Raw genomic sequence first — 20,869 nt, forward strand, 5'->3', positions numbered from 1 at the left:
CGGGAAATCCGTTCAGGAAGCGACGCTGACCCAACGCTGCTGCCGATGGCTTTTGATGATCGCCTCAATGATGAACATCACGTTGGCGCCGTCATGGAAAGTGGCGAACCCACGGCTATCCGGCGCCGGCGTTTTACCGTTACGAATAGCGGAATAGTACTGCAACATCATGTTCTTAAACGCATCAGGCCATCCTTCGATATGACCGCCGGGAAAGTGCGCCCACCCCGCCGCATCCGGCTCCATCAGACCGGGATCGTCCGACAGCCATTGGTTAGGCTGACTGCGATGCCCCACCCAGAGTTTCTGCGGCGTTTCCTGATCCCAGGCCACCGACGCCTCGCTGCCGTTCACCTCGAAGCTCAGGCTATTTTTTCTGCCCGCGCAGACCTGCGAAACATGAAAACCCCCCTTACTGCCGTCATCAAAACGAAATAGCACGAACCCCATATCCTCCGTGGTGACCGGGCGGTCTTCATCGCCGCCGGCCTCCTGACGCGCGGTAAAAGTCGAGCCGCCCCGCACGCCGGCTTTCCGGGTCGGCCAGACGATGGATAAATCCGCCATGACGTCGGTAATGCGCCGTCCGGTGACGAACTGTACCGTATCGCACCAGTGAGAGCCGATATCCGCCACCGCGCGCGAAACGCCGCCGATATTCGCCTCGACGCGCCAGTTGTAATCACTTTCCAGCAGCATCCAGTCCTGCAAGTAGCTGCCGTGCGCCGAGAAAAGACGGCCTGCCTGCCCATGACGCAACATGCTGGCCGCCTGACGGACCATGGCGAACTGGCGATAAACGAAACTGACGCCGTGCACCACGCCGGCCTCCTGCGCCATTTGAACCAATTCTCGCGCTTCATCCGCGGTCATACAAAGCGGTTTTTCGGAAAAAACGTGCTTGCCGGCCCGGAGGATCTTACGGTTAATGTCCGCGTGCAGGTGGTTCGGCGTACAGTTATGCACCGCATCCAGACCGGGATGCGCCAGTAACGCGTCCACATCGCCATACGCATGCGGGACATTGAGCTGCGCCGCTTTGGCGCGCGCCACCTCTAACGGTGTGTCGCAGAGCGCCACCACCCGGACGAACCCCAGACGGCGGATCGCTTCGATATGCGCCGGCCCGATAAAACCGGTGCCGATAATGCCGACATTAATCATGAGACGTTTCCCCCGGCGCGATACCCAATATTCTGCGCACGTCGGCGCGACGCTCCACTGCCGCGGCGAAATCGTCAAACGCGCGATCGGCGACAGGTATAATGTGCCGGCGAATAAATTCGCCGCCTTCGCGCGCGCCGGTTTCGCCGTCTTTCAGGCAGCACTCCCATTCCAGCACCGCCCAGCCGTCGTAGTCATGTTGCGTCAGCCGGCTGAAAATGCCTTTGAAGTCGATAGCGCCATCGCCGGGCGAGCGAAAGCGTCCGGCGCGGTCCGACCAGCGTTGAAAACCGCCGTAGGCGCCGCTTCGCCCATTGACGGTGAATTCGGCATCTTTCACATGAAACGCTTTGATGCGCGAGTGATAGAGATCGATAAACGCCAGATAGTCCATGTGTTGCAGATAGAGATGGCTGGGATCGAACAGAATATTGCAGCGCGGGTGATGATCCACCAGTGCCAGAAAACGTTCGAAGGTCGCGCCATCATGTAAATCCTCGCAAGGATGAATTTCATAACAAACGTCGATCCCATGCGCGTCAAAACAATCCAGTACCGGCCGCCAGCGGCGCGCCAGTTCATGGAACGCTTCGCTCAGCAACGTCTGATTATGCGGCGGCCAGGGATAAATATACGGCCAGGCGAGAGAGCCGGAAAAGGTGGCATGCGCCCGCAGCCCCAAATGTTCCGAGGCCTGGGCGGCCCGTTTCAGCATGCCGGCCGCCCAGGCCTGGCGGGCGGCGCTATCCCCCCGCACCGCGTCGGGCGCAAAACCGTCAAACGCATCGTTATAGGCCGGATGCACCGCCATCAGTTGCCCTTCCAGATGCGTGGACAGCTCGCTGATGACCAGGCCATGCTGCGCCAGTTTGCCGTTAACCTCATCGCAGTAGGTCTGGCTGGCGGCGGCCAGTTCCAGATCGAAAATCGTTTTATGATTACAAGGGATCTGGAGCGCCTTATATCCCAGAGAAGAGACCCATGCCGCCAGCCCCTCGAGGGTATTAAACGGGGATTGCTCCCCGATGAACTGCGCCAGGAAAATCCCCGGCCCCTTAATGGTTTTCATTTCACCTCCGAATACTCAAACCCTCTCTTTCTCGTCATATTTGAACGAAAAGAGGAAAATAAGCGCGATAACCGCTGCGGCAACCGCCGGGATCCACCAGAACGTCACCCATGCCTGCGGCACCGTCTGACCGGCCACCAATGCGTTGTACAACGCGCCGGAAATCTGCGACCCCAGCAACATCCCAATCCCGTAGGTAAACATGACGATCATGCTCTGCGCCTGCCCCTTGACTTTGTCCCCGGCCACACGCTCGGTGTAGATAAAACCGACGACGAAGAAGAAGTCATAACAGACGCCATGCAACAGAATACCGATATACAGCAGCCAGCGGCCTTCTTCACTCACTCCCAGCGCAAAGAACGCGTAGCGAACAAACCAGGCGAACATCCCGATAAACAGCATGTATTTCACCCCCAGCCGTCTGAACAACAGCGGGATCACCAGCATGAAGAAAATTTCAGACATCTGGCCGAAAGACATGGCGGTACTGACGTCTTGCACCCCCGCATCGGCAAGATAAGAGGCTGTATAGGCGTAGTATGTACCGAGAGGAATGGAAATCAGCGTGGCGCACAGCGCGAAGATAAAGAAATGCCGGTTTTTCAGTAAGGCAAACGCATCGGCACAGAGCAGATCGCGCAACGCCACGGGCAAGCCTTTGGCCGGCGCCGGCGTATGCGGCAACGTCAGGCTATAAACCGCCAGCACCATAGAACATATCGCCGCCAATGAGAAAATATGCACCGTTGAGGAAATACCGGTCACGCCGATAAAAATGCCGGCGACGATCCAGCCGATAGTGCCGAATACCCGCACCACAGGAAAGGTTTTATCAATATCCTTCAGGCTGTGAAAGGCGATGTTGTTGGTTAATGCCAGCGTCGGCATATAACAAAGCGTATAGCCGAACAACAACGCGATCAGCAGCGTGCCGTTTTCGCTGATCAGCGCCTGCGGCACGAACCACAGAATGGCCGCGCCGGCCACATGCATGACCGCCATCACTTTTTGCGACGGGAAGAAGCGGTCAACCAGCATTCCCAGCACAAACGGCGACAGGATAGAGGCTATCGGTCCGGCGGAAAACGCGTCGCCAATCAGCAATGACATATTGTGCTGCGTCATCACCAGCCCCAACGTTACCGACCAGCTTCCCCATATAAAAAATTGCAGAAACATCATCAGCGATAACCGCGGCACAATAAACCGATGCTGCGCGCCCGCCCTTTCACTACTTCCCGTTGTTGACATCATTTTCAGCCTCACCAGGTAAAAGTAATCGATTACAAAAAAAACACAACTAAAATGTAATCGATTACTTTTAAGGTTACACCATCCCTGTTCAAATTTGGGATAGCAGTCACGATAAAACCTGGCGGTAGGCAAGGCGACAACGCGTCGCCTCTATGGGCATCACGGAAAAGGGTTATAAGGGATAAAGGCGTCGTCTGGTTGGAAGGAACGCGTCGGCCGGAGAAATCAGGATTTTGGATAAACGCCGGCGGCGGTCCCAATAGAACGCGCTCCGGCTGCTGTCCAGCGCCTGGAACCGGCCGCCGGGGCGCTTACGGCCGGCGCAATTCCGTTGCGCCGGCATCGTAAGCGCGTTTCACTTCGATTTATTAAGGAAAGTCACGACATCCTGGGTAAAACGCAGCGGATTTTTGAACGCCAGGAAGTGATCCCCTTGTTGTTCTTTCGTGTAGACAAACAATTCCGATCCCGGAATAACGGAATGCATCCATTGCTGACTGGGAACGTTATGGCTGTAATCGCCAGTGAAAATAGCGGTCGGCACATTAATTTTATGGCGGATCACGTCACGCCAGTCGTTTGTTGCATGGTCAAAAAGCACCAGCGAGAGAAATTTGGGATCGTTTTTTATGAATTCACGCGCAAGCGCCTCTGAATTTTGAAAATATTTCGAGTCCATCGCCGCGTAACGTTCCATTGCGGCCATATCCACAATCTGATTATTGGTCGCCGCGCCCTGGGTAAATGCCGCAATCATGCGTTCCGGCGAGGTCGTCATTCCGCCGGCTTCCAGACGCTCTTTTTCCGACCAGTCCGAATGGGTGTAGATAGAAATCGGTTCGTCAATAAAAATCAGCTTGTTGATATTTTTTGTTCCGAAAAGATCGATATACGACCAGATGACCGACGCCCCCATCGACCAGCCGCAAAGGTTCACGGATTTTGCGCCGATATGGTCGGTAAACTCTTTAAGATCGGCGCCGTAACGCGACAATCGGTTGCCGTACTCCACATTTTGCGACAACCCCTGATTCCGTGGGTCAAGCACATAAACGTGATATTGCTTACTGAGCAGAGACATAATATTGACATACTCCGCCCCGTTCCCCGACCAGCCGGGAATAAAAATCAGGGGATCGCCTGCTCCCGCTTCCCAGTAGCTCAGCTTGACGCCGTCACTGGTGGTAAATGTGTTTATCTGTAATCCCTTGAAATCCGACAATTTTTGCGGTAATCCTTCAATTTTGTTCGGAAAAGTAAAATCCCGGCCAAGCGCCGTTACCACATCGGCGGCATGGACAGAACAGGCGGAAGCCATTAATAACATAACGCTGACTATTTTGATGATATGACGCATAACGTTTTACCTTGCAGGTGTTATCCGGCCGGATGCACGGGGACAGTAGTTTGAAGATCGACAGAAAAGCTTAGTTAAATCCGCTGGATTGATAAACAACTAAAAAGCATCAACATTGGAAACAATATATTTTAAATCATGTCGGCCATATCCATCGATGGTTCTTCGGTGCCCGCAAGCGAGAACATTGACGGCGCTGGGCCGGTTATTTTTGGCTATAGGCGAAAGTGTCCGGTCGCAAGCCGGGCGTCATTGAAATTTACTCCACGCCGAACTTCGGGTAAAAAGAAGACAACGGCAAAACGGCCATATCGAGAGGTAACACGAAGAACATATGAAAATGTCAATTGTTGGTACGGGTATGATTGTCAAAGAGCTTTTACCCGTCCTCAAAGAACTCGACCTGACTCTGGATGCCATTCTTGCCACAGAACACTCCCAGAGCAAGGGCGAGGCATTGAGCCAAACATACGGTATTCGCAACGTATTTACCGATTACGATTTATTGCTGGCAAGCGACTGCGATGCCGTGTATATAGCATTGCCCAATCATTTACATTATACATTCGCCAAAAAAGCCCTCGAAAAAGGCAAGCACATTATTATCGAAAAACCCATTGTTCCGCACCTTGCCGAGCTTTACTCCTTGTATGAACTGGCGAAGAACAATAACTTAATCATTCTTGAGGCCATGAATATTCACTATCTCCCGGCCTATGCCGACCTCAAAAATAAAATCAACGACATTGGCGATATAAAAATCGTTCAACTTAATTATAGCCAGTATTCGTCCCGTTATGACGACTTCAAAAAAGGAATTATCCACCCTGCGTTCGACAAGGAAAAATATGGCGGCGCCTTGATGGATCTCAACATCTATAATATCCACGCCATCATTGGACTTTTCGGTTCGCCGAAGACATTCAGCTACTCGGCGAATATAGAGAAGGGCGTGGATACCAGCGGGATACTTTCTCTTGATTATCCGGGTTTCAAAGTATCAAGCATTGGCGCAAAGGATTGCAAAGCCCCGATAATCAATACCATTCAGGGCACAACCGGAAATATCGTTATTAGAACGCCGCTCAATAGCATGACAAAATTCACAATAAACCGGAATGACGGCGCATCAGAAGAGCTGGACTTTAATCAGGGAAAACACCGGCACTTTTATGAATTTAAAAAATTCAATGAAATCATCGATGACAACGACACGGCGGCGGCAAACACTATGCTTGATATCAGTATGCAAGCTGTGCGTATCCTTGAGTCATCCAGAATGACGCCATGATGAAAGAATGAACGCGCGGCGGGCGCCGTCAGCCCGACGGCGAAACGACGGGCAATAGGCTATGCCGCCCATGTTCATTCGGCGCGTATCGCCGGACAATAACCACTGGATAAAAGCAAGGATCATCACCATGGATTCCGTCACACAGGCTCTGTTGGGAGGCGCAATACAAGGCAGTCTGCTGGGGCGGACGCAGGGACGGCGCGCCCTGTTCTACGGAGCCGCGCTTGCAACCCTGCCGGATCTGGATGTACTCATCCCTTATGCCGATCCGGTGTCGGCGATGACCTATCACCGCGGTTTTACGCATTCCCTTTTTGTGCTGACCGGACTGGCGGGATTGCTGACCTGGCTGATTCGGCGGCGTTGGCCCGATGCGCCCTATCGCCGTGGACGTCTGTTTTTCACCTTATGGCTGGTCCTTATCACCCACCCGCTGCTGGATGCGTTTACCGTCTACGGCACCCGGCTCTTCTGGCCGTTTCCCGCCGTGCCTGAAAGCTGGTCGGCGGTTTTCATCATTGACCCCGCCTACACCCTACCGTTGCTGGCTGCCGTGGTTTTCGCCGCGCGAAAAGGACTTAATACCCGCAGTATCCGTATATTATCCGTCGCGCTGGCGCTCAGTACCGCCTACCTTGCTTTTGGGATGGGCGGACGCATGCTGGCTGAACAGCGGGTTTCCCATGCCATGCGCAATCAGGGGATCGCGGTGACGGAATTACGCGCCGTGTCCATGCCGTTCAATGCTCTGATATGGCGCGTCATCGCCAAAACCCCGGACGGCCACTACTACGAATCCGTAAGCAGTTGGTTTGACGATAGACCACCAGAATGGATTCGTCTTCCGCTTCATCCCGATATCGCGCACATCGTAAACGGCGTACCGCTGCACGACAGGCTGCGCTGGTTTACCAATGACTGGCTGCGTTACGACATCATCGGTAACGCGTTGGTCGTCAGCGACTTACGAATGGGGATTGCCGGGCAGTACACCTTTCGTTTCAAAATGGCCGAATGCGCCGCCGATGGGAAGTGGGTCACCGTGGTTCCCTCCGCCTGGTCAAGCGGCATGCCCAGCCTGACGGAATTGAAGCTGATGATGAAACGTATTTTTCATCAGCAACCGCCTTTGCCGCTGTCCGCCTGGTCGGCGCCCTATGCAGAGACATCCGCGGCGCACACCTGCGATCTCGCCATGCCGGTCGGCAAGCCGGCATCGTCATAACCGTCGGCGTTCACTTTTGCCGCGCGCTTGCGCGGCAAAAGTGAAATGCGTTATCATCCGCCCCGGCTATCTACTTTTACATCGTTTTGATTATGCGTTCACTGAGTCAATCTTCAGTGGGATTTTTTTGTTCGCTTGATTAACCGTGCTGGTTGATAAGCGGAACAGTGATGTAAAAGGCCATTCCCATGTCATTTTCCTCCATTCGCAATTTTTGCATTATCGCCCATATCGACCACGGTAAATCCACGCTGGCCGATCGTTTTATTGAACTCACCTCTACCGTGGCCCGGCGGGACATGCGGGAACTGCTGCTCGACTCCATGGATATTGAGCGTGAACGCGGCATCACCATCAAACTGCAAACGGTGCGTATGCGCTATCAGAGCGATGAGGGCCGCCAGTATCAATTCAATCTAGTGGATACGCCGGGACACGTCGATTTTTCCGCGGAAGTTTCGCGCAGCCTGGCCGCCTGCGAAGGCGCGATACTGCTGATTGACGCCGCGCAAGGCGTTCAGGCTCAGACCATCGCCAATCTCAATCTGGCTCGACGACATGGCCTGACCCTACTGCCGGTCCTGAACAAAATTGATAGTCCGCAAGCCGATATCGCCGGCGTGATGCAGCAACTGGCCGACATTCCCGGCCTGGATATCAGCACGGTGTTGCCGGTATCGGCAAAAACCGGGGAAGGTGTGGCCGCCGTGCTTGCGTTCGTCGCTCGGCATTTCCCCTCCCCGCTCGGCGAATCGCACACCTCGCTCCGGGCGTTGGTGTTTGACTCCCATTACGATCCTTATCACGGCGCCATCATGCATGTGCGTATCGTGGACGGCAGCATCAACACCGGCGATGCTCTCTGTTTCATGTCATCCGGTTTTCGCTTTGAGGTCACTGAAACCGGGGCTTTCCTACCCGCACGCCAGCCGTGTGAAAAACTGGATACCGGAGAAGTGGGCTATATCGCCGCCGGAATTAAAGATGCGGGCGCGATCCGCGTCGGCGATACCCTGACGCTGGCGGCGAATCCCGCAACCGAAGCGGTTTCCCGCTATCAGGAGATGAAACCGATGGTGTTTTCCGGGCTTTATCCCGATGCGGATGACGATCTGAAAGGATTGCGCAACGCCATGGATAAACTGTCTCTTAATGATGCGGCGCTGCACATTGAACCGGAAGTCTCCGCCTCGCTGGGCGCGGGCTTCCGCTGTGGTTTTCTGGGGATGCTGCACATGGATATCGTCCGCGAGCGCCTGAAGCGGGAATACGGCATCTCGGTGATTGCCACCGCGCCAAGCGTTGAATATCGCGTCTGGTTACATAACGGCCAATGCCTGAGCGTCGATAATCCGGCTCATTTTCCGGGCGAAGACGTGCTGAATTACGTCGAAGAGCCTTATGTCGTCAGCACCATTCATACCCCGGATACCTATGTGGGCGCCATGATGGAGTTCTGCGCCTCCCGGCGCGGCGAGTTTGTGGATATGCGCTATCTGGACGGCGGCGCCGTGCGTCTGACCTGGGCGATCCCGCTTAATGAGATGGTTTTCGGCTTTTTTGATACGCTCAAATCCCTCACCCAGGGCTACGCCACGCTGGATTACGAACTCTCAGGCTATCGCCGCGCCGATCTGGTGCGTTGCGATATTTATCTCGATAACCAACTGGTGGACGCCTTTTCTTTTATCATCGCCCGACAAAAAGCCTGGGCGCGGGCGTCCGAAATCGTGAAAACGCTGAAGTACGTCATCCCGCGCAAGCTGTATCCGGTGCCGGTGCAAGCAAAAGTGGAAAACCGCTTCATCGCGCGGGAAGATATCCCACCGTTGCGCAAAAGCGCGCTGGCACAAGGATTTCAGGGCAGCCTCTCGCAGAAAAAACGGCTCATTCGCAAGCAACGCGAAAATAAGAAACACAACATCGGGTTTTCAAAACGGGAAATCCCACGCGAGGCGTTTATGGCGATTTTGGCGATTGACGGCTGATTATCCATCGCCGCCGGATACGGCGGCCGAAGCACACAGATCGCCCTGTATAGACAGGGCGTATTTGTCAACCGCTCTCAGGAAGAGACTCACGGCGACGGCCCGCCATGAGCGATAAATCAAGTTTGATTAAAAACGATAGAGATAACCGACGCTCACCATCGTTTGGCTTGAACTGTCAACTAACGGGCTATCTTTGATGGCGCTGCCGAACCGGGTGGCGCTCGCATCAAGAAACAAGGTGTGACGCCGCGCCAGAGTGTAATCCATGCGCACCCCCGCCTCAACATTGGTGGCAGACTCCCCCTCATAAAAACCGCGGTTTGGACGCGCTTCTGAACGCCTCACGCCATAATAGTAATCAACGAATTTGCTATCCACCCACGCAACGCCCAACCTCGGCGTTATGCCAAAAGCGCCGGAGGAAAAACGCCGCTCCGCCTGCAATTTTGCACGAGAGCCCTTGCTATTGCCGGAAACGTCGCCGAGGACTTCCGCCGAAAGATCGACGATGCCCGTCTTCCACATCATTGCCCCCCCTGCCCATATACTGCCCTTGCGATCATCCATGCCGGCAAGGAACGGGGAGTCGTCCGCATCATAGCCGTCCCCGGCGTATCTGGCCCTCAGGCTCAGGGTAACGGATTCATTGGAAAGGAGTTTTAAGTCCAGCTTTGGAACAGAAGCGCTAATCCATCTGTTTTCGTACGAAAATAGCGGTAAGGGAACAACATCAGTATCAATATCGCGATAAGGCTTCTGAACAACGGCAACGCCCGCGCCTAATGCCCATGTTGAAGATCCATCTCCGTCGGGCTTGGCAGTTTGCGCAGCCGCCATCGGCGCCCAGGACAGCGAAACGGTAAACATCGCCAATGCCGCCGATACGGAACAGCTGGTCAATCTGAAAGAATCGGTGGGGTGCTTCATTGCATAGTCCTTTTTTAACGTAAGTGAGGAAGCTCAAGGGCCGTCAATCTTGAATCGTCCCTGGAGCCAGAAAAACACATCCATCATTCGTGCTGTAGTGACCCGCCCCCTCTTTGTGAACCCGTTCGAGCGAACACTCAACAGGCTGCACCACGCACTTAAGATCAACCTAACATCATGATATTTAGCACAAAAAATACATCAAATCGCTCCGTTACGGGAGGGCATATTCCGCCTAGCCAAAGCGCCTCAGACAGGATGAAATCAATTCACCGGTAACGCACCTTCGTACAGATCGTCACATTGTTATTTACATACAGTATGAGATAGATCAACAATAACGAAACGATACTGTTTCGTTTCATTGTTGTCAATACGCAGCAATCGAGAGGGAAGCTCTAACAGGAAAAAATGCAAAAAATCAACATAACCAATTATTATATATGAAATTAAACTCCTAAATCCTCGTTAGAAAATACTCACTGATAACGTGAACGTATAATACATTACCATGTTGATATTCCAACGAATCAGCTGTTATCCAATTAAAGAAAACTACCGTCAACAAGACAATTTTTCACTCAGTTTAATTATTTTTCTAGAAAAAAATACATTCTAACATCATTAAACAACAGGGAATTGATGACTATCAAAACAGTTAGCCTCGTAATATAGAAGGAGAAGCATTATGAAAAAACACGACAAACCATTTTATTCAATGAGTAGAATACCTGACTGGGTTACAATAAGAGAAGCAGTCAAAATAGCTACTCTATCGACGAATATAAAAATAAAAAAAAGAGATATTTATCGAGATGCCTTATGTGGGAAAATACACCTCTCCATTTATTTTCAGTCTCCTGTTAGGTTAAGAAAAGTAAAAACCTTAAATAACAAAGTAAAATTAAAAAAAGCAGAAAACAAACTTACCCATAGACTTTGCTTGCTTGAAAAAGATTGCTTCATCAATAAAAGAGATTTAATTATCGACACTGAGGGAGAGTACTTTCTTTCTAAAAACAAAATCCTTGACACACCATTAATAGGATACGAATATATTTTAATACAACATTTACTAGCTCAATCGTTGAGTATTCCATCGCCGATGACAGAGAAAAACACAATAAACTACGGTTTTTCCACTATCATTTCAGGAGAAATATTTCAGGTATTTGAAGAAACCACATGGCAAGAAAGGATGAAAAAACAAATAAAACTACTACCTAAAAACATCGCCCCCCAAATTCACGATCGCATTATCTTTCACAACATAAATAAATATTGTCGAAAAGAACACTTTCCGCTCCACGCCCTACCTCTAGATGCCTGTTTCGTTCTCCGCCATACTGAGCTTGAAAAATTAATCCAGATACTGGCGAAAAATAAAACTATATCAACTTCTACAACACGGATATCCACCCCGCTATCGCGCTTGTTCTGGCTCTCCTGCAAGCATAATGAGGCCATCAGTCCATTGGTTAACCAGCCTTACAAGCTGCTGTCCATCTTTGAACAATGGGCATTAGCCGACGGTATAACGGATCGTCTAAGCGGCGAGACACTAAAAACTGCTCTTGAGCGTGGCTCACCATCTTTCCTTGGGGTATCAACATCATCAAGATAAGCATTATTTGACTGAACCCCGTATTAAGGGTTTTCCAATCCTTAATACGGGTTCATTAACTTTATCCCTGCTCCTGTTTGTGTTGTCGTGTCATTTCCGGACATAACCCATTTCTGCCACAGGAGGATACTATGACATCACATCAGCTATTACGACTAAAGCAGGTTGAAGAAAAAACCGGTTTAAAACGCTCGCAAATATATCTGTATATGAAAAGCGGCAACTTTCCTCATTCGGTCAAAATAGGTCCGGCCAGCGTAGCCTGGCTCGAATCTGAAATTGATGAATGGATCAATATTAAATTAGCCAACCGTTAATCATTTTTTCAGAGGAAAAGGATGATGAAAGATAATCAAGGTACCCTTTTATCCGTGAAACTGGACCAACTCAGGGCCTTTGAACTCGATCCCAGAATTATCCGGAATCCCTATTATGAGGAAATCAAGACATCAATTAAAAACCGCGGGCTCGACCATCCTCCGAAAATCACCCAACGACCAGGCGAAAGCCATTATATTGTATTCAATGGCGGGAATACCCGACTGTCTATTCTGAATGAACTCTGGCTGGAGACGCAGGATAAAGTATTCTGGGATATCACCTGCCTGTTCCACAAATGGCTGTCCGGTCCTGTAGAGCGCGGTAATTTACACTGTCTGCTCGGTCATCTGGTCGAGAATGATCTGCGCGGTTCGCTGACATTTATTGAAAAATCCCTGGCCGTACAAAAAGCGGCTGATATTTGCCTGTCGCTCTATGGCGCGATGTCCCAAACAGAATTACTCCAGAAACTTGATCAGGCCGGCTATGCAATCCACCAGTCGGTATACAGCAGAATGACAGCGACGATTAACTATCTCCTGCCTCATATTCCGGATTTGCTGTACAGCGGCCTGCCTAAAACCACCATTGAAAGGTTGTTAATGCTGCGCGCCTGCACATCAAAATTCTGGGATACCCAGTATCAATCTGTCGCTGGCAAACCTGACTTTAATGATGTCTTCGCTATGGCTCTTATCCCCTTTAATGGCCCGCTGGCGGGTTTCTCGTATGACGGTATTCGGGACGAACTAACGGGACTTATCAGCCAGGCGCTGGAGATCGATTACAATGCCGTGGCATTGATCACCGATGCCGGGGCTCAGAAACGCCAAGCGCTATTGGGATCACCAACCCCAACACTCCCTGAGATCAACGAGCAACGCCGTTATCAACCAGAGGTCAGAACGGTCCTCTCAACACCCCGAAATACGGCGGACGAAGTACCGGAACAAAATGACGAACCTTTTTATGATTCTCACGCAAAACCCGGATCCGCCCCTTCTGTCAAGCCCCATGCTGCAGGGAAAGAGGAACAGGAAAGCGAAAGCGGGAATATCACCGATACTGATCCGGCGGAGATATCGCCCCTGGAACGCCCGGAGGCTGGATGGGATATCGAGCCTGTCTTTGACACTACCGAAAATCTGCCATCGCTTGCCGAACAAACGGCATGGGGGCTGGCGGCAAAAGCCGGTCTGGAACATCTGATACAACCCTCGCAGGAAAACGGCTTTGATTTGGCAGAGCCAGACAGCCCGTTGTCGAATGAGGCTCGTACCTACTGGCAACTTCTGTCTTTTCTGGCGCAAAAAATGGGGGGAGCCGCGTCACTGTGGCAGCATTTATTACTGGGCTCCGCGATGACGTCAGCCGGATTTGGCGACGATGTGGTCATAAATATTTTCCAGTTGATCCGTCTGCTGCGCCGCCTGCATGAGAAACAACGGGAGGAGGCATCATCATGATCCCGTCACTGAACTACGCGGTATTGACTGACGTACTGCATGCGCTGAAAGAAGGCAACATTCGCTACTGCGAAGCGCTGGGTTTCACTTACGACGAAATGAACGCCATCAATCAGTTATCCCTAGACGAGCTGTTCATTGTCAGCCGGGCGTCCGCGCAGTTTATGAATGTCACGATCCAACACGAAGTTCTACGCCAGATCCTGGCTCAGTCCCGTCAGGAGGTACTCCTGCAACAACAGATTAACCGGGCCATCTGTCTGGGCGGTTCGATTGAGCTTCTGAACCAGTATTTTGGCCTGTCGTCTAATGAAATCAGCGCCCGACGCCGGTTGCTAGGTATATCTATTTCTCAGGGCCGGACGCAAATCCCGGATGAAGATACCGATGCTGAAATCTGGGTTCGTTGGCAAAAACGACGCCCGGAAAACATCGACTCGCTCAACGCGCTGGACATCATGATGCAAGTTACCGAAGAACTCTCATCACAAGATGAGGGCCCGTCGCTCACCGTGGTCTGGAACCGCATCACGCTTTGCGAAAAAGAAGCATCGGACAGGAGGAAATCACATGCCAGATGAAATCGATCGCGATCAGGAACTCAATGAGCAGCAGTTGGAAAAGCTTATCGAAAAAAACCGTTTCAGACCTGCTGCAACGCCATCATTGTCTTACTGCCGGCTATGCGGTGAACGCATTCCAGACAAACGGCGTGGGACATTGCCCGGCGTAACAACGTGTATTGATTGCCAGGCAAAGCTTGAGCGCCAGCTGCGCTAAGAATAAGACGACCCAAAGGCGGGGAGTTTCTTTCTCTGCGTGTTTTTCTTATCAGTGCAATCGATAGACATAGTTTTTACCGATTAATATCTCACTTTCAAACGGAAACGGTCTAAAAATATTCTGGCAGAATATTTTTAGACCGTTTCCTATCAATAATAAGAAAGTCAAAATTATAGCCTATCAAACCAGCCAGCCCATTTCCTTCATTTTTATAATTGGTTTTGCAATATCACCCTAGAATAAACTGTAACACCCTGTCCGCTCCTTCATTTGCAGGAGCCTCTCATGAACGAAAACGAACAGCAAAGCAGCCGGGATAATTACCGTCTCACCAGCGGCCCGTTACGCAGCGCCATCACCATTGAACTGCACACCCATTTGGCGACCCAGCTGTGGCAGGGGCGCCAGGCAAACCCGGAAGAAGATGTCCACGGCATCATCGGGATGCCGCGTTTCCTTAATATCATGAATATCCTCCGCCTGGATGCCATCACCGACAACCCCTATGCCGATATCTGGATGCTGAGGCTGGAAGAACGGTTACTGTCCGCTCGGGAGGAAATGAACGCATTAATCGGCAGTATGGACGCCGTATTCGCCCAGATCCCGGAAATGATGACCGTTGAAAGCTGCCTCAGTATCCAGCCTGCGCGGTTCCCGGTGTTTGCCGCTTCCCAGTTAGGGTTTATTGCCGTCTATCTGCTGACCGATTTCGACAAGCTGATGCGCAACCTGATGCTGGCGAATCACATGGCGCTGATTAACCGCGTGGAGCTCAACGACATTCGTCAGCGCGGCGGCAACCTGATCCGCAGTATTTTTGTGCTGGCCCAGAAATACCGGCGTATTCCCGTTACCCGGCAGGATATCCGTGACGGCAATGCCCGCGCACAGGCGGCGGAAGAATTAGCCGGTCCCGTGCCGGACGATATCTTTAAGGGCTCCCGACGCTCGGCCTATGCGCCACCGCTCCGGTTTGCCTCAGAGGATAGACCTGAACCTGTGGCTGATATTCCGGCCTCTGCGCCAGATGAACCTTCCGCCGATGGGCCAGACCTTGACGTATCGACGGTTACTGCGACAGAGCCCGGAGACGACGATGACTGATCCAGCCTCCATATACCAGGCGCTGACCCGCGAGGACTGGTTTGCTTACGAAAGCTGTCTAAAAGGCCTTTTAAGGGTAAGGGAGCCGCAATTATCAGCGCAATCTGCGGCAGACGCGGCGGCGACCCTGCACCAGCTACAGACGCGGATCATTCACCGTGCCTGGCGCTGGCCGTTACGAAACTTACCCTTGCTGTTATGCCGTGGGCCAGCCCGCTCTGGTGCAAATTTTCTGCGCTGGCGCAATCAGCAGAACAATCGCTCCGGCACACCGGCATGGCGCGCGCTGCTACAGGACGCCTCACAACCGCCGCAAATCAGGGACGCGCTGCTGGCGATCGAACAGGCTCGGATCCTCTTCAACATGCAGATGTCGATAACCACCTTCTGCTGTGCCAGATCCGTGAATGCTCCCTCAAAATGGCTGACGCCCGTTCAGCCGCGCTATCGGCGTCAGCCTCCCCTGCAACATATCAATACGAGGATAATCAATATGGCCCAACGTGGATTGAATAAAGTCTGCCTGATCGGTTTTCTGGGACAGGATCCGGAGGTGCGTTATACAGCGGATAAGCAGCCAGTCACCGTTTTTTCGATCGCCACCGGGGATATCTGGAAAGACAAGGAAACCGGGGAAACCAAAGAACGCACCCAATGGCACCGGATTGTAGTGTACAACAAACTGGCGGAAATCGCGGCAAAACACCTGAAAAAAGGAACGCAGGTGTATCTGGAAGGACGGTTACAAGTCAGAAAATGGCAGGACAACCTGGGCGCGGAGCGGCTGTCCACCGAGGTGGTTATCGATATTAACGGCACGCTGCACATGCTGAGCAGTAAACCTGATACAGACAAAGAACCGGGATCCTCTCCTGAAACGGAAAATAACGAGTAACTCGCTCTGGTGACGCCCTGACGGGCGTCATTCTTTTTTTACCGTATTGAATTGATACGAGACCGTGCCGGTTCGCAGCGGTTAATTAACCGATCTCATTCGTCTCCATGAGGTCACCTACATGCAATCACATAAAAATTTTCCAACAGATTCAGTCCGGCATGTTATCAGCTTATCGGGCGGCAAAGATTCGCTGGCATTGTGGTTATTGGCTCGCGAACAGGGCATAAACGCGACCGTCGTTTTTGCCGATACGGGTCATGAACATCCTTATACTTATGACTATCTCTCTGTGCTGGAGCAAAAATTGGGCGTCGTGATGCGCGTCAGGGCTGATTTTCGGCAACGTATCATCAACAAGCGCCATTATATTCAGCAAATCTGGCCGCAAAAGCTGGTTGAAAAATATCATTTTACGCCGCAGGAAGCGGAACAACGTATTCACTATGCCCTGGCAGAAATGTATCCGCGTCATATTCCCTTCCTTGATTTATGTATTCTGAAAGGCCGCTTTCCCAGCACCTGCGCCCGGTTTTGCACATTTGAACTGAAGCATCGCCCCATTGACGAGCAAATAATCACCCCATTGCTGGCCCGGTATGACGATGTGATTAGCTGGCAAGGCGTGCGCGCCCAGGAATCCGCATTCCGCGCCAGACTGCCAGAACTGGAACAGGATGTGGGCAATAAAATGGGCTTGCACGTCTATCGTCCTTTACTGCACTGGACGCATGAGGACGTATTTTCGTTGGCAAGACGTCACGGCATTCCGCCGAATCCGCTCTACCAACTGGGGTGCGCACGAGTGGGCTGCATGCCCTGTATCCATGCTCGAAAAAAAGAATTGGGCGTGATTTTCCGCCGTTTTCCGGAACAGATCGAACGCGTAGCGCAGTGGGAGCGGATTGTCGCAGCCTGCTCCACGCGCGGCAACTCGACCTTTTTCCCTTCCACCCGCGATCCGGGAAAAGCGGAAAAAGATACCTATAAAATCAGCCTCGACAGCCACGGTATCCAGACATACCGCGGCTGGGCGTTTTCAAAACACGGCGGAAAGCTGTTTGATGATATTGCCGCATTAAATGATGGTAAACCCTGCCACAGTATTTACACCGGGATCTGCGAATAAGTGAATAATTTACGCCTGCCTGAATAGGGTTTCTTCTGTCGATTTTTCTGCTTCGCCGGTTTAATTTCCCGGCAACATCGCCTTATGGCGCCCGGTAACGCGAACTGGAAGTTACCCGTAGCAATACGATGTTCATCCCCTACGCCTGATGCAACTGAAAACAGGCGGTGCAATTAATTTGCATCGTTGCCGTAAACACACTCCATTTAATTTATGAAGGAAATCACCATGAAAAGAAGCGTCATTTTTAAATCAGAAACACTCAGCCCGGTTATTCAGGAGGCCAGAAAAAACAAATGCCGTATTATTCTGGTAAAAGATCATGGTCTTTATATGATGGCTGAAAAAGGCGAGAGAGACACAGGCACAGGAAGACAAAAAACATTGTGCTATGCAGAGGGATTTAATCCCGACATACAGGAATTTGACCAATGGTACGATGAATTAAACGCTATCTGCGGCGGAGATGACTTCGGAGAATTTATTGATATAAACAGCTCCGTATTCTCAGCCGTGACAGATAACCGAAGTCATCTTGTCGTGACGTTCACCGACACGCAATTTGAGTTAAAAGCACGTAAAAAATGATATACGACATCCCTCTGTCAACACAACGGCAGAGGGAACTTCATACTGTTTAATTCTCCCCTGTACGCCTGATGCGGTTTAAACAGGCGCTCCCCTTATTTGGCTTACCGTCACAAACACATTCCATCTTATTCATAAGGAATTCTTCATGAAAGAAAACATCATCTTCAAATCTGAAACGCTTATTCCCGTCATTCAGGATGCAATAAAATATAACTGTTCAGTCCTTCTGGTAAAAGATCAGGGACTTTATATGATGCCAATACGCGGGATTACACTGTGTTATGCCGAAGGATTCAGCCCTGACAGGCAGGAGTCCGATGAATGGCGTGAGCGCTTAAATACGCTATGCGGCGAAAATGATCGCGTCGAAGAGATATCCGCACAGCACAGCGCATTACAGTCCGCCATTAATGACCGCAGCGATATTGCAGTCTCTTTTTCTGATAAAGAAATCGCCATCACCGCATTAAAATAATTAAAAGTTCATTGCCTCGCTATTATTCAGCGAGGCTTTTTTATGCGGCATTTAATTTCTCATTTCGAAAAACAGTTTTTTCTTCCCGAATAATCTCTGCCGTTGTTTACTGTGCCTGCTTTACCCATCCCTGCGATGGCCCGTACAGCAGAGCTGCAAGCTGTCCACCTCTGGTGATGCTCGCCTGATGCTCAATACGACTGAAAATGAGCAATATGCCTGCAAGCATATCGTCGTCATCCTTCACTCATATCCTTACCCCCGCCGGGAGACAACTCCCCAGCGGGGCTGTCTCCCATATCTATATTTATGGAGACAGACCATGACCACCGAAAACAAATATTTTGATCTGCATACCCGAGGCATTGGCTATGTCAACCGTCTGCGCACCGTGACGCCCAAACGCGGCGATCCGTTTATGGCATGCACCATTGCCGCCCTGCGCGGTACGAAGGACTCCCCTGAATACAGTTATATTGACGTTCGAGTCTATAACGAAAAAGCCGCCTCCCTGCTGGGAAGTTGCCAGGATGCGCTGAGTAAAAAACAGAAGGTGCTTATCGCTTTTACTGTCGGCGATATCTACCCTGAAGTTTTCACCTACCAGTCAGGCGCGAAAAGCGGCCAGTCAGGCTGCTCGATTAAAGGCCGTCTGATCAAAATCACCACCATCAAGATTGACGGCTTTGAAGTCTACCGGGAAAACGCTGAAGAAAGCCAACCCGCCGCCGCCTGATCCCTTCACCAACCCTATCGGGAGAATAACGTTTTATTCTCCCCATTAACCACTATCAGGACTGACTATGAACAACACCTCAACCGCCCCGGTGATGGTTGCCGGGAAACTGGTGGTCAGAACCATTCACGGGCGAAACGGCGATTTTAACGTTGGCCTGCTGGAAACCGCCATCGGCAGCTTTTCCGTTAAAAACCGCGAACTGGAGCAATATACCGCCGGTATTTATGAAGGCCAGTTTGTGATCGGCAAAATTTACCTGCATTCATGGAGCTACGGCGCAAACTCCGGTTTTGAAATGCGCGTTCGCCTTGATGCCATGAATATTGCCACCGATGAGGCGCTGACGCCCGGCGACGAACAGAAACTCACTCCGCCAGTTAACGATCCGCTGGATGAAGAAGAGCCTGCGCAGTCGCCGCAACCGGAAACGCCCGCGGGAAAAGCAATCGAACCGACGCCAGCAGAAAACACCGCCGCCAGACGCCCGCAATTCGTGGTGCCGACGTCGGCGGAGCAGGAAGACGATGACCAGAAACTGTTTGGCCCGCTCTGGCCGCTGGGCGACATCGTTAAACTCGATGCCACCGCCCCCCGGCAGGTGCTGCGCCAGCAGAAGGCTCGGCTGTCCCGGCTCGGCTACGATTTCAGGGCTCAGGAGCAGCATTTTATTAAAACGGCTGTTCCCGCAGAAGAAACCACGTCGTAATTTCCGCATTATCTCACCCACTGTCGGGTTTTCCCGACTGGGGAAAACCCTGTTAACAACCGAAAGGAGGGTTTTCCCATGGCATCTCTGCTACGACTTAACGAATGTCCCCACATCATGGCTGACGCTTACGTCTGCGACGAACGGCGTTCACTGGCGTTCCTGTCCGTCTGGGGACGCGATACCGCGATTCAGGAACTGCTGGCGCGGATGACGCTCAAAAATGAAGAGGCGTTGACGCAGTTGACGCTGACCGATGTCGCCCTTCATGAACATACGCTGTTTCCCGGCAATACCGATAATCTGGACAAGCGGACGTCACGACACGGCCAGACACGCTTCGGCACGCTGGTGCATCTCTGGTTATTCGATAAACGCTGCCGGATCCCCGACAGAGCTAACCATCAGGCCATTTTATTGACCGCCAAAGACGATCCTCTGTGGCGCCAGCGCGCCTGGGCGCTGCTTCGGGAAACCTGCTCAGTGCCGCTCCTGGACCACTGGCAGACTATCGTGCTGGACATCCTGCAAACCTCACAGATGCTCGCCCCGCTGCCCGGCGGCTATGGCGGCCTGTCCGGCTGGCGGTTGTCCGTCGATATCCCCCTGTTGACTGAACTGATGAGTCAGGCCATTTCACGAGGGGAACTGCGGACTTCATCCGACTCGCCTTTATCATCCGCCCCGCCTCTCGCGGCCTGATGACGCCACGAGCGTACCTTCCCTGCCGGGTACGCTCCTTATCAACA

Annotated in this window: 22 protein-coding genes; 16 read left to right on the forward strand and 6 right to left on the reverse strand. The window is 51.8% G+C overall.

Annotated features, from left to right (window positions below; translation table 11 throughout):
* Positions 1 to 12 precede the first annotated feature (12 nt).
* From ABRZ28_RS17310 to ABRZ28_RS17325, 4 genes are all read right to left on the reverse strand, one after another.
* Positions 13 to 1,164: a Gfo/Idh/MocA family protein gene (locus ABRZ28_RS17310; protein ID WP_172290885.1), complete on the reverse strand. Its 1,152-nt coding sequence runs from the start codon at positions 1,162 to 1,164 to the stop codon at positions 13 to 15.
* Complete coding sequence (locus tag ABRZ28_RS17315) at positions 1,157 to 2,233, reverse strand: sugar phosphate isomerase/epimerase family protein (RefSeq protein WP_150437337.1); 1,077 nt, start codon at positions 2,231 to 2,233, stop codon at positions 1,157 to 1,159. The genes ABRZ28_RS17310 and ABRZ28_RS17315 overlap by 8 nt, the downstream gene beginning before the upstream one ends.
* 15 nt (positions 2,234 to 2,248) lie before the next feature.
* Positions 2,249 to 3,490 carry an MFS transporter gene (locus tag ABRZ28_RS17320; protein ID WP_150437336.1) on the reverse strand — a complete coding sequence of 414 codons (1,242 nt, stop codon included), beginning with the start codon at positions 3,488 to 3,490 and terminating at the stop codon, positions 2,249 to 2,251.
* A 355-nt stretch (positions 3,491 to 3,845) separates the two neighbouring features.
* Entirely contained in the window at positions 3,846 to 4,847 is a 1,002-nt protein-coding gene (locus ABRZ28_RS17325; RefSeq protein WP_150437335.1) for an alpha/beta fold hydrolase, read from the reverse strand.
* Positions 4,848 to 5,187: 340 nt separating this feature from the next.
* On the opposite strand from ABRZ28_RS17325, the gene ABRZ28_RS17330 reads away from it, so the two are divergent.
* The 3 genes from ABRZ28_RS17330 (at position 5,188) to lepA (ending at position 9,354) form a co-directional block, all read left to right on the forward strand.
* Entirely contained in the window at positions 5,188 to 6,138 is a 951-nt protein-coding gene (locus ABRZ28_RS17330) for a Gfo/Idh/MocA family protein (RefSeq protein ID WP_223881674.1), read from the forward strand.
* 130 nt (positions 6,139 to 6,268) lie between these two features.
* Positions 6,269 to 7,366: a metal-dependent hydrolase gene (locus tag ABRZ28_RS17335; RefSeq protein ID WP_150437333.1), complete on the forward strand. Its 1,098-nt coding sequence runs from the start codon at positions 6,269 to 6,271 to the stop codon at positions 7,364 to 7,366.
* A gap of 188 nt (positions 7,367 to 7,554) precedes the next feature.
* Positions 7,555 to 9,354 (forward strand): translation elongation factor 4, encoded by a 1,800-nt coding sequence (lepA, locus tag ABRZ28_RS17340; RefSeq protein ID WP_150437332.1) that lies wholly within the window; start codon positions 7,555 to 7,557, stop codon positions 9,352 to 9,354.
* Positions 9,355 to 9,483: 129 nt separating this feature from the next.
* Here lepA and ABRZ28_RS17345 read toward each other — a convergent pair whose 3' ends face one another.
* Positions 9,484 to 10,284, reverse strand: a complete 801-nt coding sequence (locus ABRZ28_RS17345; protein WP_150437331.1) for a MipA/OmpV family protein — start codon at positions 10,282 to 10,284, stop codon at positions 9,484 to 9,486.
* Positions 10,285 to 10,972: 688 nt separating this feature from the next.
* Here ABRZ28_RS17345 and ABRZ28_RS17350 point away from each other — a divergent pair.
* From ABRZ28_RS17350 to ABRZ28_RS17395, 10 genes are all read left to right on the forward strand, one after another.
* On the forward strand, positions 10,973 to 11,908 hold the full coding sequence (locus ABRZ28_RS17350) for a hypothetical protein (protein WP_319604374.1): 936 nt from the start codon (positions 10,973 to 10,975) through the stop codon (positions 11,906 to 11,908).
* A 131-nt stretch (positions 11,909 to 12,039) separates the two neighbouring features.
* Complete coding sequence (locus tag ABRZ28_RS17355; protein ID WP_150437329.1) at positions 12,040 to 12,225, forward strand: AlpA family transcriptional regulator; 186 nt, start codon at positions 12,040 to 12,042, stop codon at positions 12,223 to 12,225.
* A 21-nt stretch (positions 12,226 to 12,246) separates the two neighbouring features.
* A complete protein-coding gene (locus ABRZ28_RS17360; RefSeq protein WP_150437328.1) occupies positions 12,247 to 13,695 on the forward strand; it encodes a ParB family protein in 1,449 nt (482 codons plus the stop codon).
* Positions 13,692 to 14,276, forward strand: a complete 585-nt coding sequence (locus ABRZ28_RS17365) for a DUF2857 domain-containing protein (RefSeq protein WP_150437327.1) — start codon at positions 13,692 to 13,694, stop codon at positions 14,274 to 14,276. Before ABRZ28_RS17360 ends, ABRZ28_RS17365 begins: the two co-directional genes overlap by 4 nt.
* Positions 14,266 to 14,475: a TraR/DksA family transcriptional regulator gene (locus ABRZ28_RS17370; RefSeq protein ID WP_150437326.1), complete on the forward strand. Its 210-nt coding sequence runs from the start codon at positions 14,266 to 14,268 to the stop codon at positions 14,473 to 14,475. The genes ABRZ28_RS17365 and ABRZ28_RS17370 overlap by 11 nt, the downstream gene beginning before the upstream one ends.
* Before the next feature lie 288 nt (positions 14,476 to 14,763).
* Positions 14,764 to 15,585: a PFL_4669 family integrating conjugative element protein gene (locus ABRZ28_RS17375; RefSeq protein WP_150437325.1), complete on the forward strand. Its 822-nt coding sequence runs from the start codon at positions 14,764 to 14,766 to the stop codon at positions 15,583 to 15,585.
* Positions 15,578 to 16,480: a single-stranded DNA-binding protein gene (gene ssb, locus ABRZ28_RS17380; protein ID WP_191091674.1), complete on the forward strand. Its 903-nt coding sequence runs from the start codon at positions 15,578 to 15,580 to the stop codon at positions 16,478 to 16,480. Before ABRZ28_RS17375 ends, ssb begins: the two co-directional genes overlap by 8 nt.
* Before the next feature lie 121 nt (positions 16,481 to 16,601).
* Positions 16,602 to 17,609, forward strand: a complete 1,008-nt coding sequence (locus tag ABRZ28_RS17385; RefSeq protein WP_172290879.1) for a phosphoadenosine phosphosulfate reductase domain-containing protein — start codon at positions 16,602 to 16,604, stop codon at positions 17,607 to 17,609.
* 228 nt (positions 17,610 to 17,837) lie between these two features.
* Positions 17,838 to 18,197 carry a DUF3085 domain-containing protein gene (locus tag ABRZ28_RS17390; protein ID WP_172290878.1) on the forward strand — a complete coding sequence of 120 codons (360 nt, stop codon included), beginning with the start codon at positions 17,838 to 17,840 and terminating at the stop codon, positions 18,195 to 18,197.
* Between the two features lie 148 nt (positions 18,198 to 18,345).
* On the forward strand, positions 18,346 to 18,675 hold the full coding sequence (locus tag ABRZ28_RS17395) for a DUF3085 domain-containing protein (RefSeq protein WP_150437321.1): 330 nt from the start codon (positions 18,346 to 18,348) through the stop codon (positions 18,673 to 18,675).
* 106 nt (positions 18,676 to 18,781) lie between these two features.
* On the opposite strand, the gene ABRZ28_RS17400 is transcribed toward ABRZ28_RS17395, so the two are convergent.
* Positions 18,782 to 18,904, reverse strand: a complete 123-nt coding sequence (locus ABRZ28_RS17400; RefSeq protein ID WP_255556162.1) for a hypothetical protein — start codon at positions 18,902 to 18,904, stop codon at positions 18,782 to 18,784.
* A 93-nt stretch (positions 18,905 to 18,997) separates the two neighbouring features.
* On the opposite strand from ABRZ28_RS17400, the gene ABRZ28_RS17405 reads away from it, so the two are divergent.
* From ABRZ28_RS17405 to ABRZ28_RS17415, 3 genes are all read left to right on the forward strand, one after another.
* Complete coding sequence (locus ABRZ28_RS17405; RefSeq protein WP_172290877.1) at positions 18,998 to 19,411, forward strand: DUF3577 domain-containing protein; 414 nt, start codon at positions 18,998 to 19,000, stop codon at positions 19,409 to 19,411.
* Positions 19,412 to 19,478: 67 nt separating this feature from the next.
* Positions 19,479 to 20,120 carry a DUF3275 family protein gene (locus tag ABRZ28_RS17410; RefSeq protein ID WP_150437319.1) on the forward strand — a complete coding sequence of 214 codons (642 nt, stop codon included), beginning with the start codon at positions 19,479 to 19,481 and terminating at the stop codon, positions 20,118 to 20,120.
* 78 nt (positions 20,121 to 20,198) lie between these two features.
* Entirely contained in the window at positions 20,199 to 20,822 is a 624-nt protein-coding gene (locus tag ABRZ28_RS17415; protein ID WP_150437318.1) for a hypothetical protein, read from the forward strand.
* Positions 20,823 to 20,869: the final 47 nt, after the last annotated feature.

Origin of the sequence: Brenneria sp. g21c3 (assembly GCF_040240345.1) — a bacterium.
GTDB lineage: Bacteria > Pseudomonadota > Gammaproteobacteria > Enterobacterales > Enterobacteriaceae > Brenneria.

Bases quoted from the DNA above. Each gene is read 5' to 3' on its own strand.
- ABRZ28_RS17310 (WP_172290885.1), bottom strand. From the start codon at position 1,164: ATGATTAATGTCGGCATTATCGGCACCGGTTTTATCGGGCCGGCGCAT.
- ABRZ28_RS17315 (WP_150437337.1), bottom strand. From the start codon at position 2,233: ATGAAAACCATTAAGGGGCCGGGGATTTTCCTGGCGCAGTTCATCGGG.
- ABRZ28_RS17320 (WP_150437336.1), bottom strand. From the start codon at position 3,490: ATGATGTCAACAACGGGAAGTAGTGAAAGGGCGGGCGCGCAGCATCGG.
- ABRZ28_RS17325 (WP_150437335.1), bottom strand. From the start codon at position 4,847: ATGCGTCATATCATCAAAATAGTCAGCGTTATGTTATTAATGGCTTCC.
- ABRZ28_RS17330 (WP_223881674.1), top strand. From the start codon at position 5,188: ATGTCAATTGTTGGTACGGGTATGATTGTCAAAGAGCTTTTACCCGTC.
- ABRZ28_RS17335 (WP_150437333.1), top strand. From the start codon at position 6,269: ATGGATTCCGTCACACAGGCTCTGTTGGGAGGCGCAATACAAGGCAGT.
- lepA (WP_150437332.1), top strand. From the start codon at position 7,555: ATGTCATTTTCCTCCATTCGCAATTTTTGCATTATCGCCCATATCGAC.
- ABRZ28_RS17345 (WP_150437331.1), bottom strand. From the start codon at position 10,284: ATGAAGCACCCCACCGATTCTTTCAGATTGACCAGCTGTTCCGTATCG.
- ABRZ28_RS17350 (WP_319604374.1), top strand. From the start codon at position 10,973: ATGAAAAAACACGACAAACCATTTTATTCAATGAGTAGAATACCTGAC.
- ABRZ28_RS17355 (WP_150437329.1), top strand. From the start codon at position 12,040: ATGACATCACATCAGCTATTACGACTAAAGCAGGTTGAAGAAAAAACC.
- ABRZ28_RS17360 (WP_150437328.1), top strand. From the start codon at position 12,247: ATGATGAAAGATAATCAAGGTACCCTTTTATCCGTGAAACTGGACCAA.
- ABRZ28_RS17365 (WP_150437327.1), top strand. From the start codon at position 13,692: ATGATCCCGTCACTGAACTACGCGGTATTGACTGACGTACTGCATGCG.
- ABRZ28_RS17370 (WP_150437326.1), top strand. From the start codon at position 14,266: ATGCCAGATGAAATCGATCGCGATCAGGAACTCAATGAGCAGCAGTTG.
- ABRZ28_RS17375 (WP_150437325.1), top strand. From the start codon at position 14,764: ATGAACGAAAACGAACAGCAAAGCAGCCGGGATAATTACCGTCTCACC.
- ssb (WP_191091674.1), top strand. From the start codon at position 15,578: ATGACTGATCCAGCCTCCATATACCAGGCGCTGACCCGCGAGGACTGG.
- ABRZ28_RS17385 (WP_172290879.1), top strand. From the start codon at position 16,602: ATGCAATCACATAAAAATTTTCCAACAGATTCAGTCCGGCATGTTATC.
- ABRZ28_RS17390 (WP_172290878.1), top strand. From the start codon at position 17,838: ATGAAAAGAAGCGTCATTTTTAAATCAGAAACACTCAGCCCGGTTATT.
- ABRZ28_RS17395 (WP_150437321.1), top strand. From the start codon at position 18,346: ATGAAAGAAAACATCATCTTCAAATCTGAAACGCTTATTCCCGTCATT.
- ABRZ28_RS17400 (WP_255556162.1), bottom strand. From the start codon at position 18,904: ATGCTTGCAGGCATATTGCTCATTTTCAGTCGTATTGAGCATCAGGCG.
- ABRZ28_RS17405 (WP_172290877.1), top strand. From the start codon at position 18,998: ATGACCACCGAAAACAAATATTTTGATCTGCATACCCGAGGCATTGGC.
- ABRZ28_RS17410 (WP_150437319.1), top strand. From the start codon at position 19,479: ATGAACAACACCTCAACCGCCCCGGTGATGGTTGCCGGGAAACTGGTG.
- ABRZ28_RS17415 (WP_150437318.1), top strand. From the start codon at position 20,199: ATGGCATCTCTGCTACGACTTAACGAATGTCCCCACATCATGGCTGAC.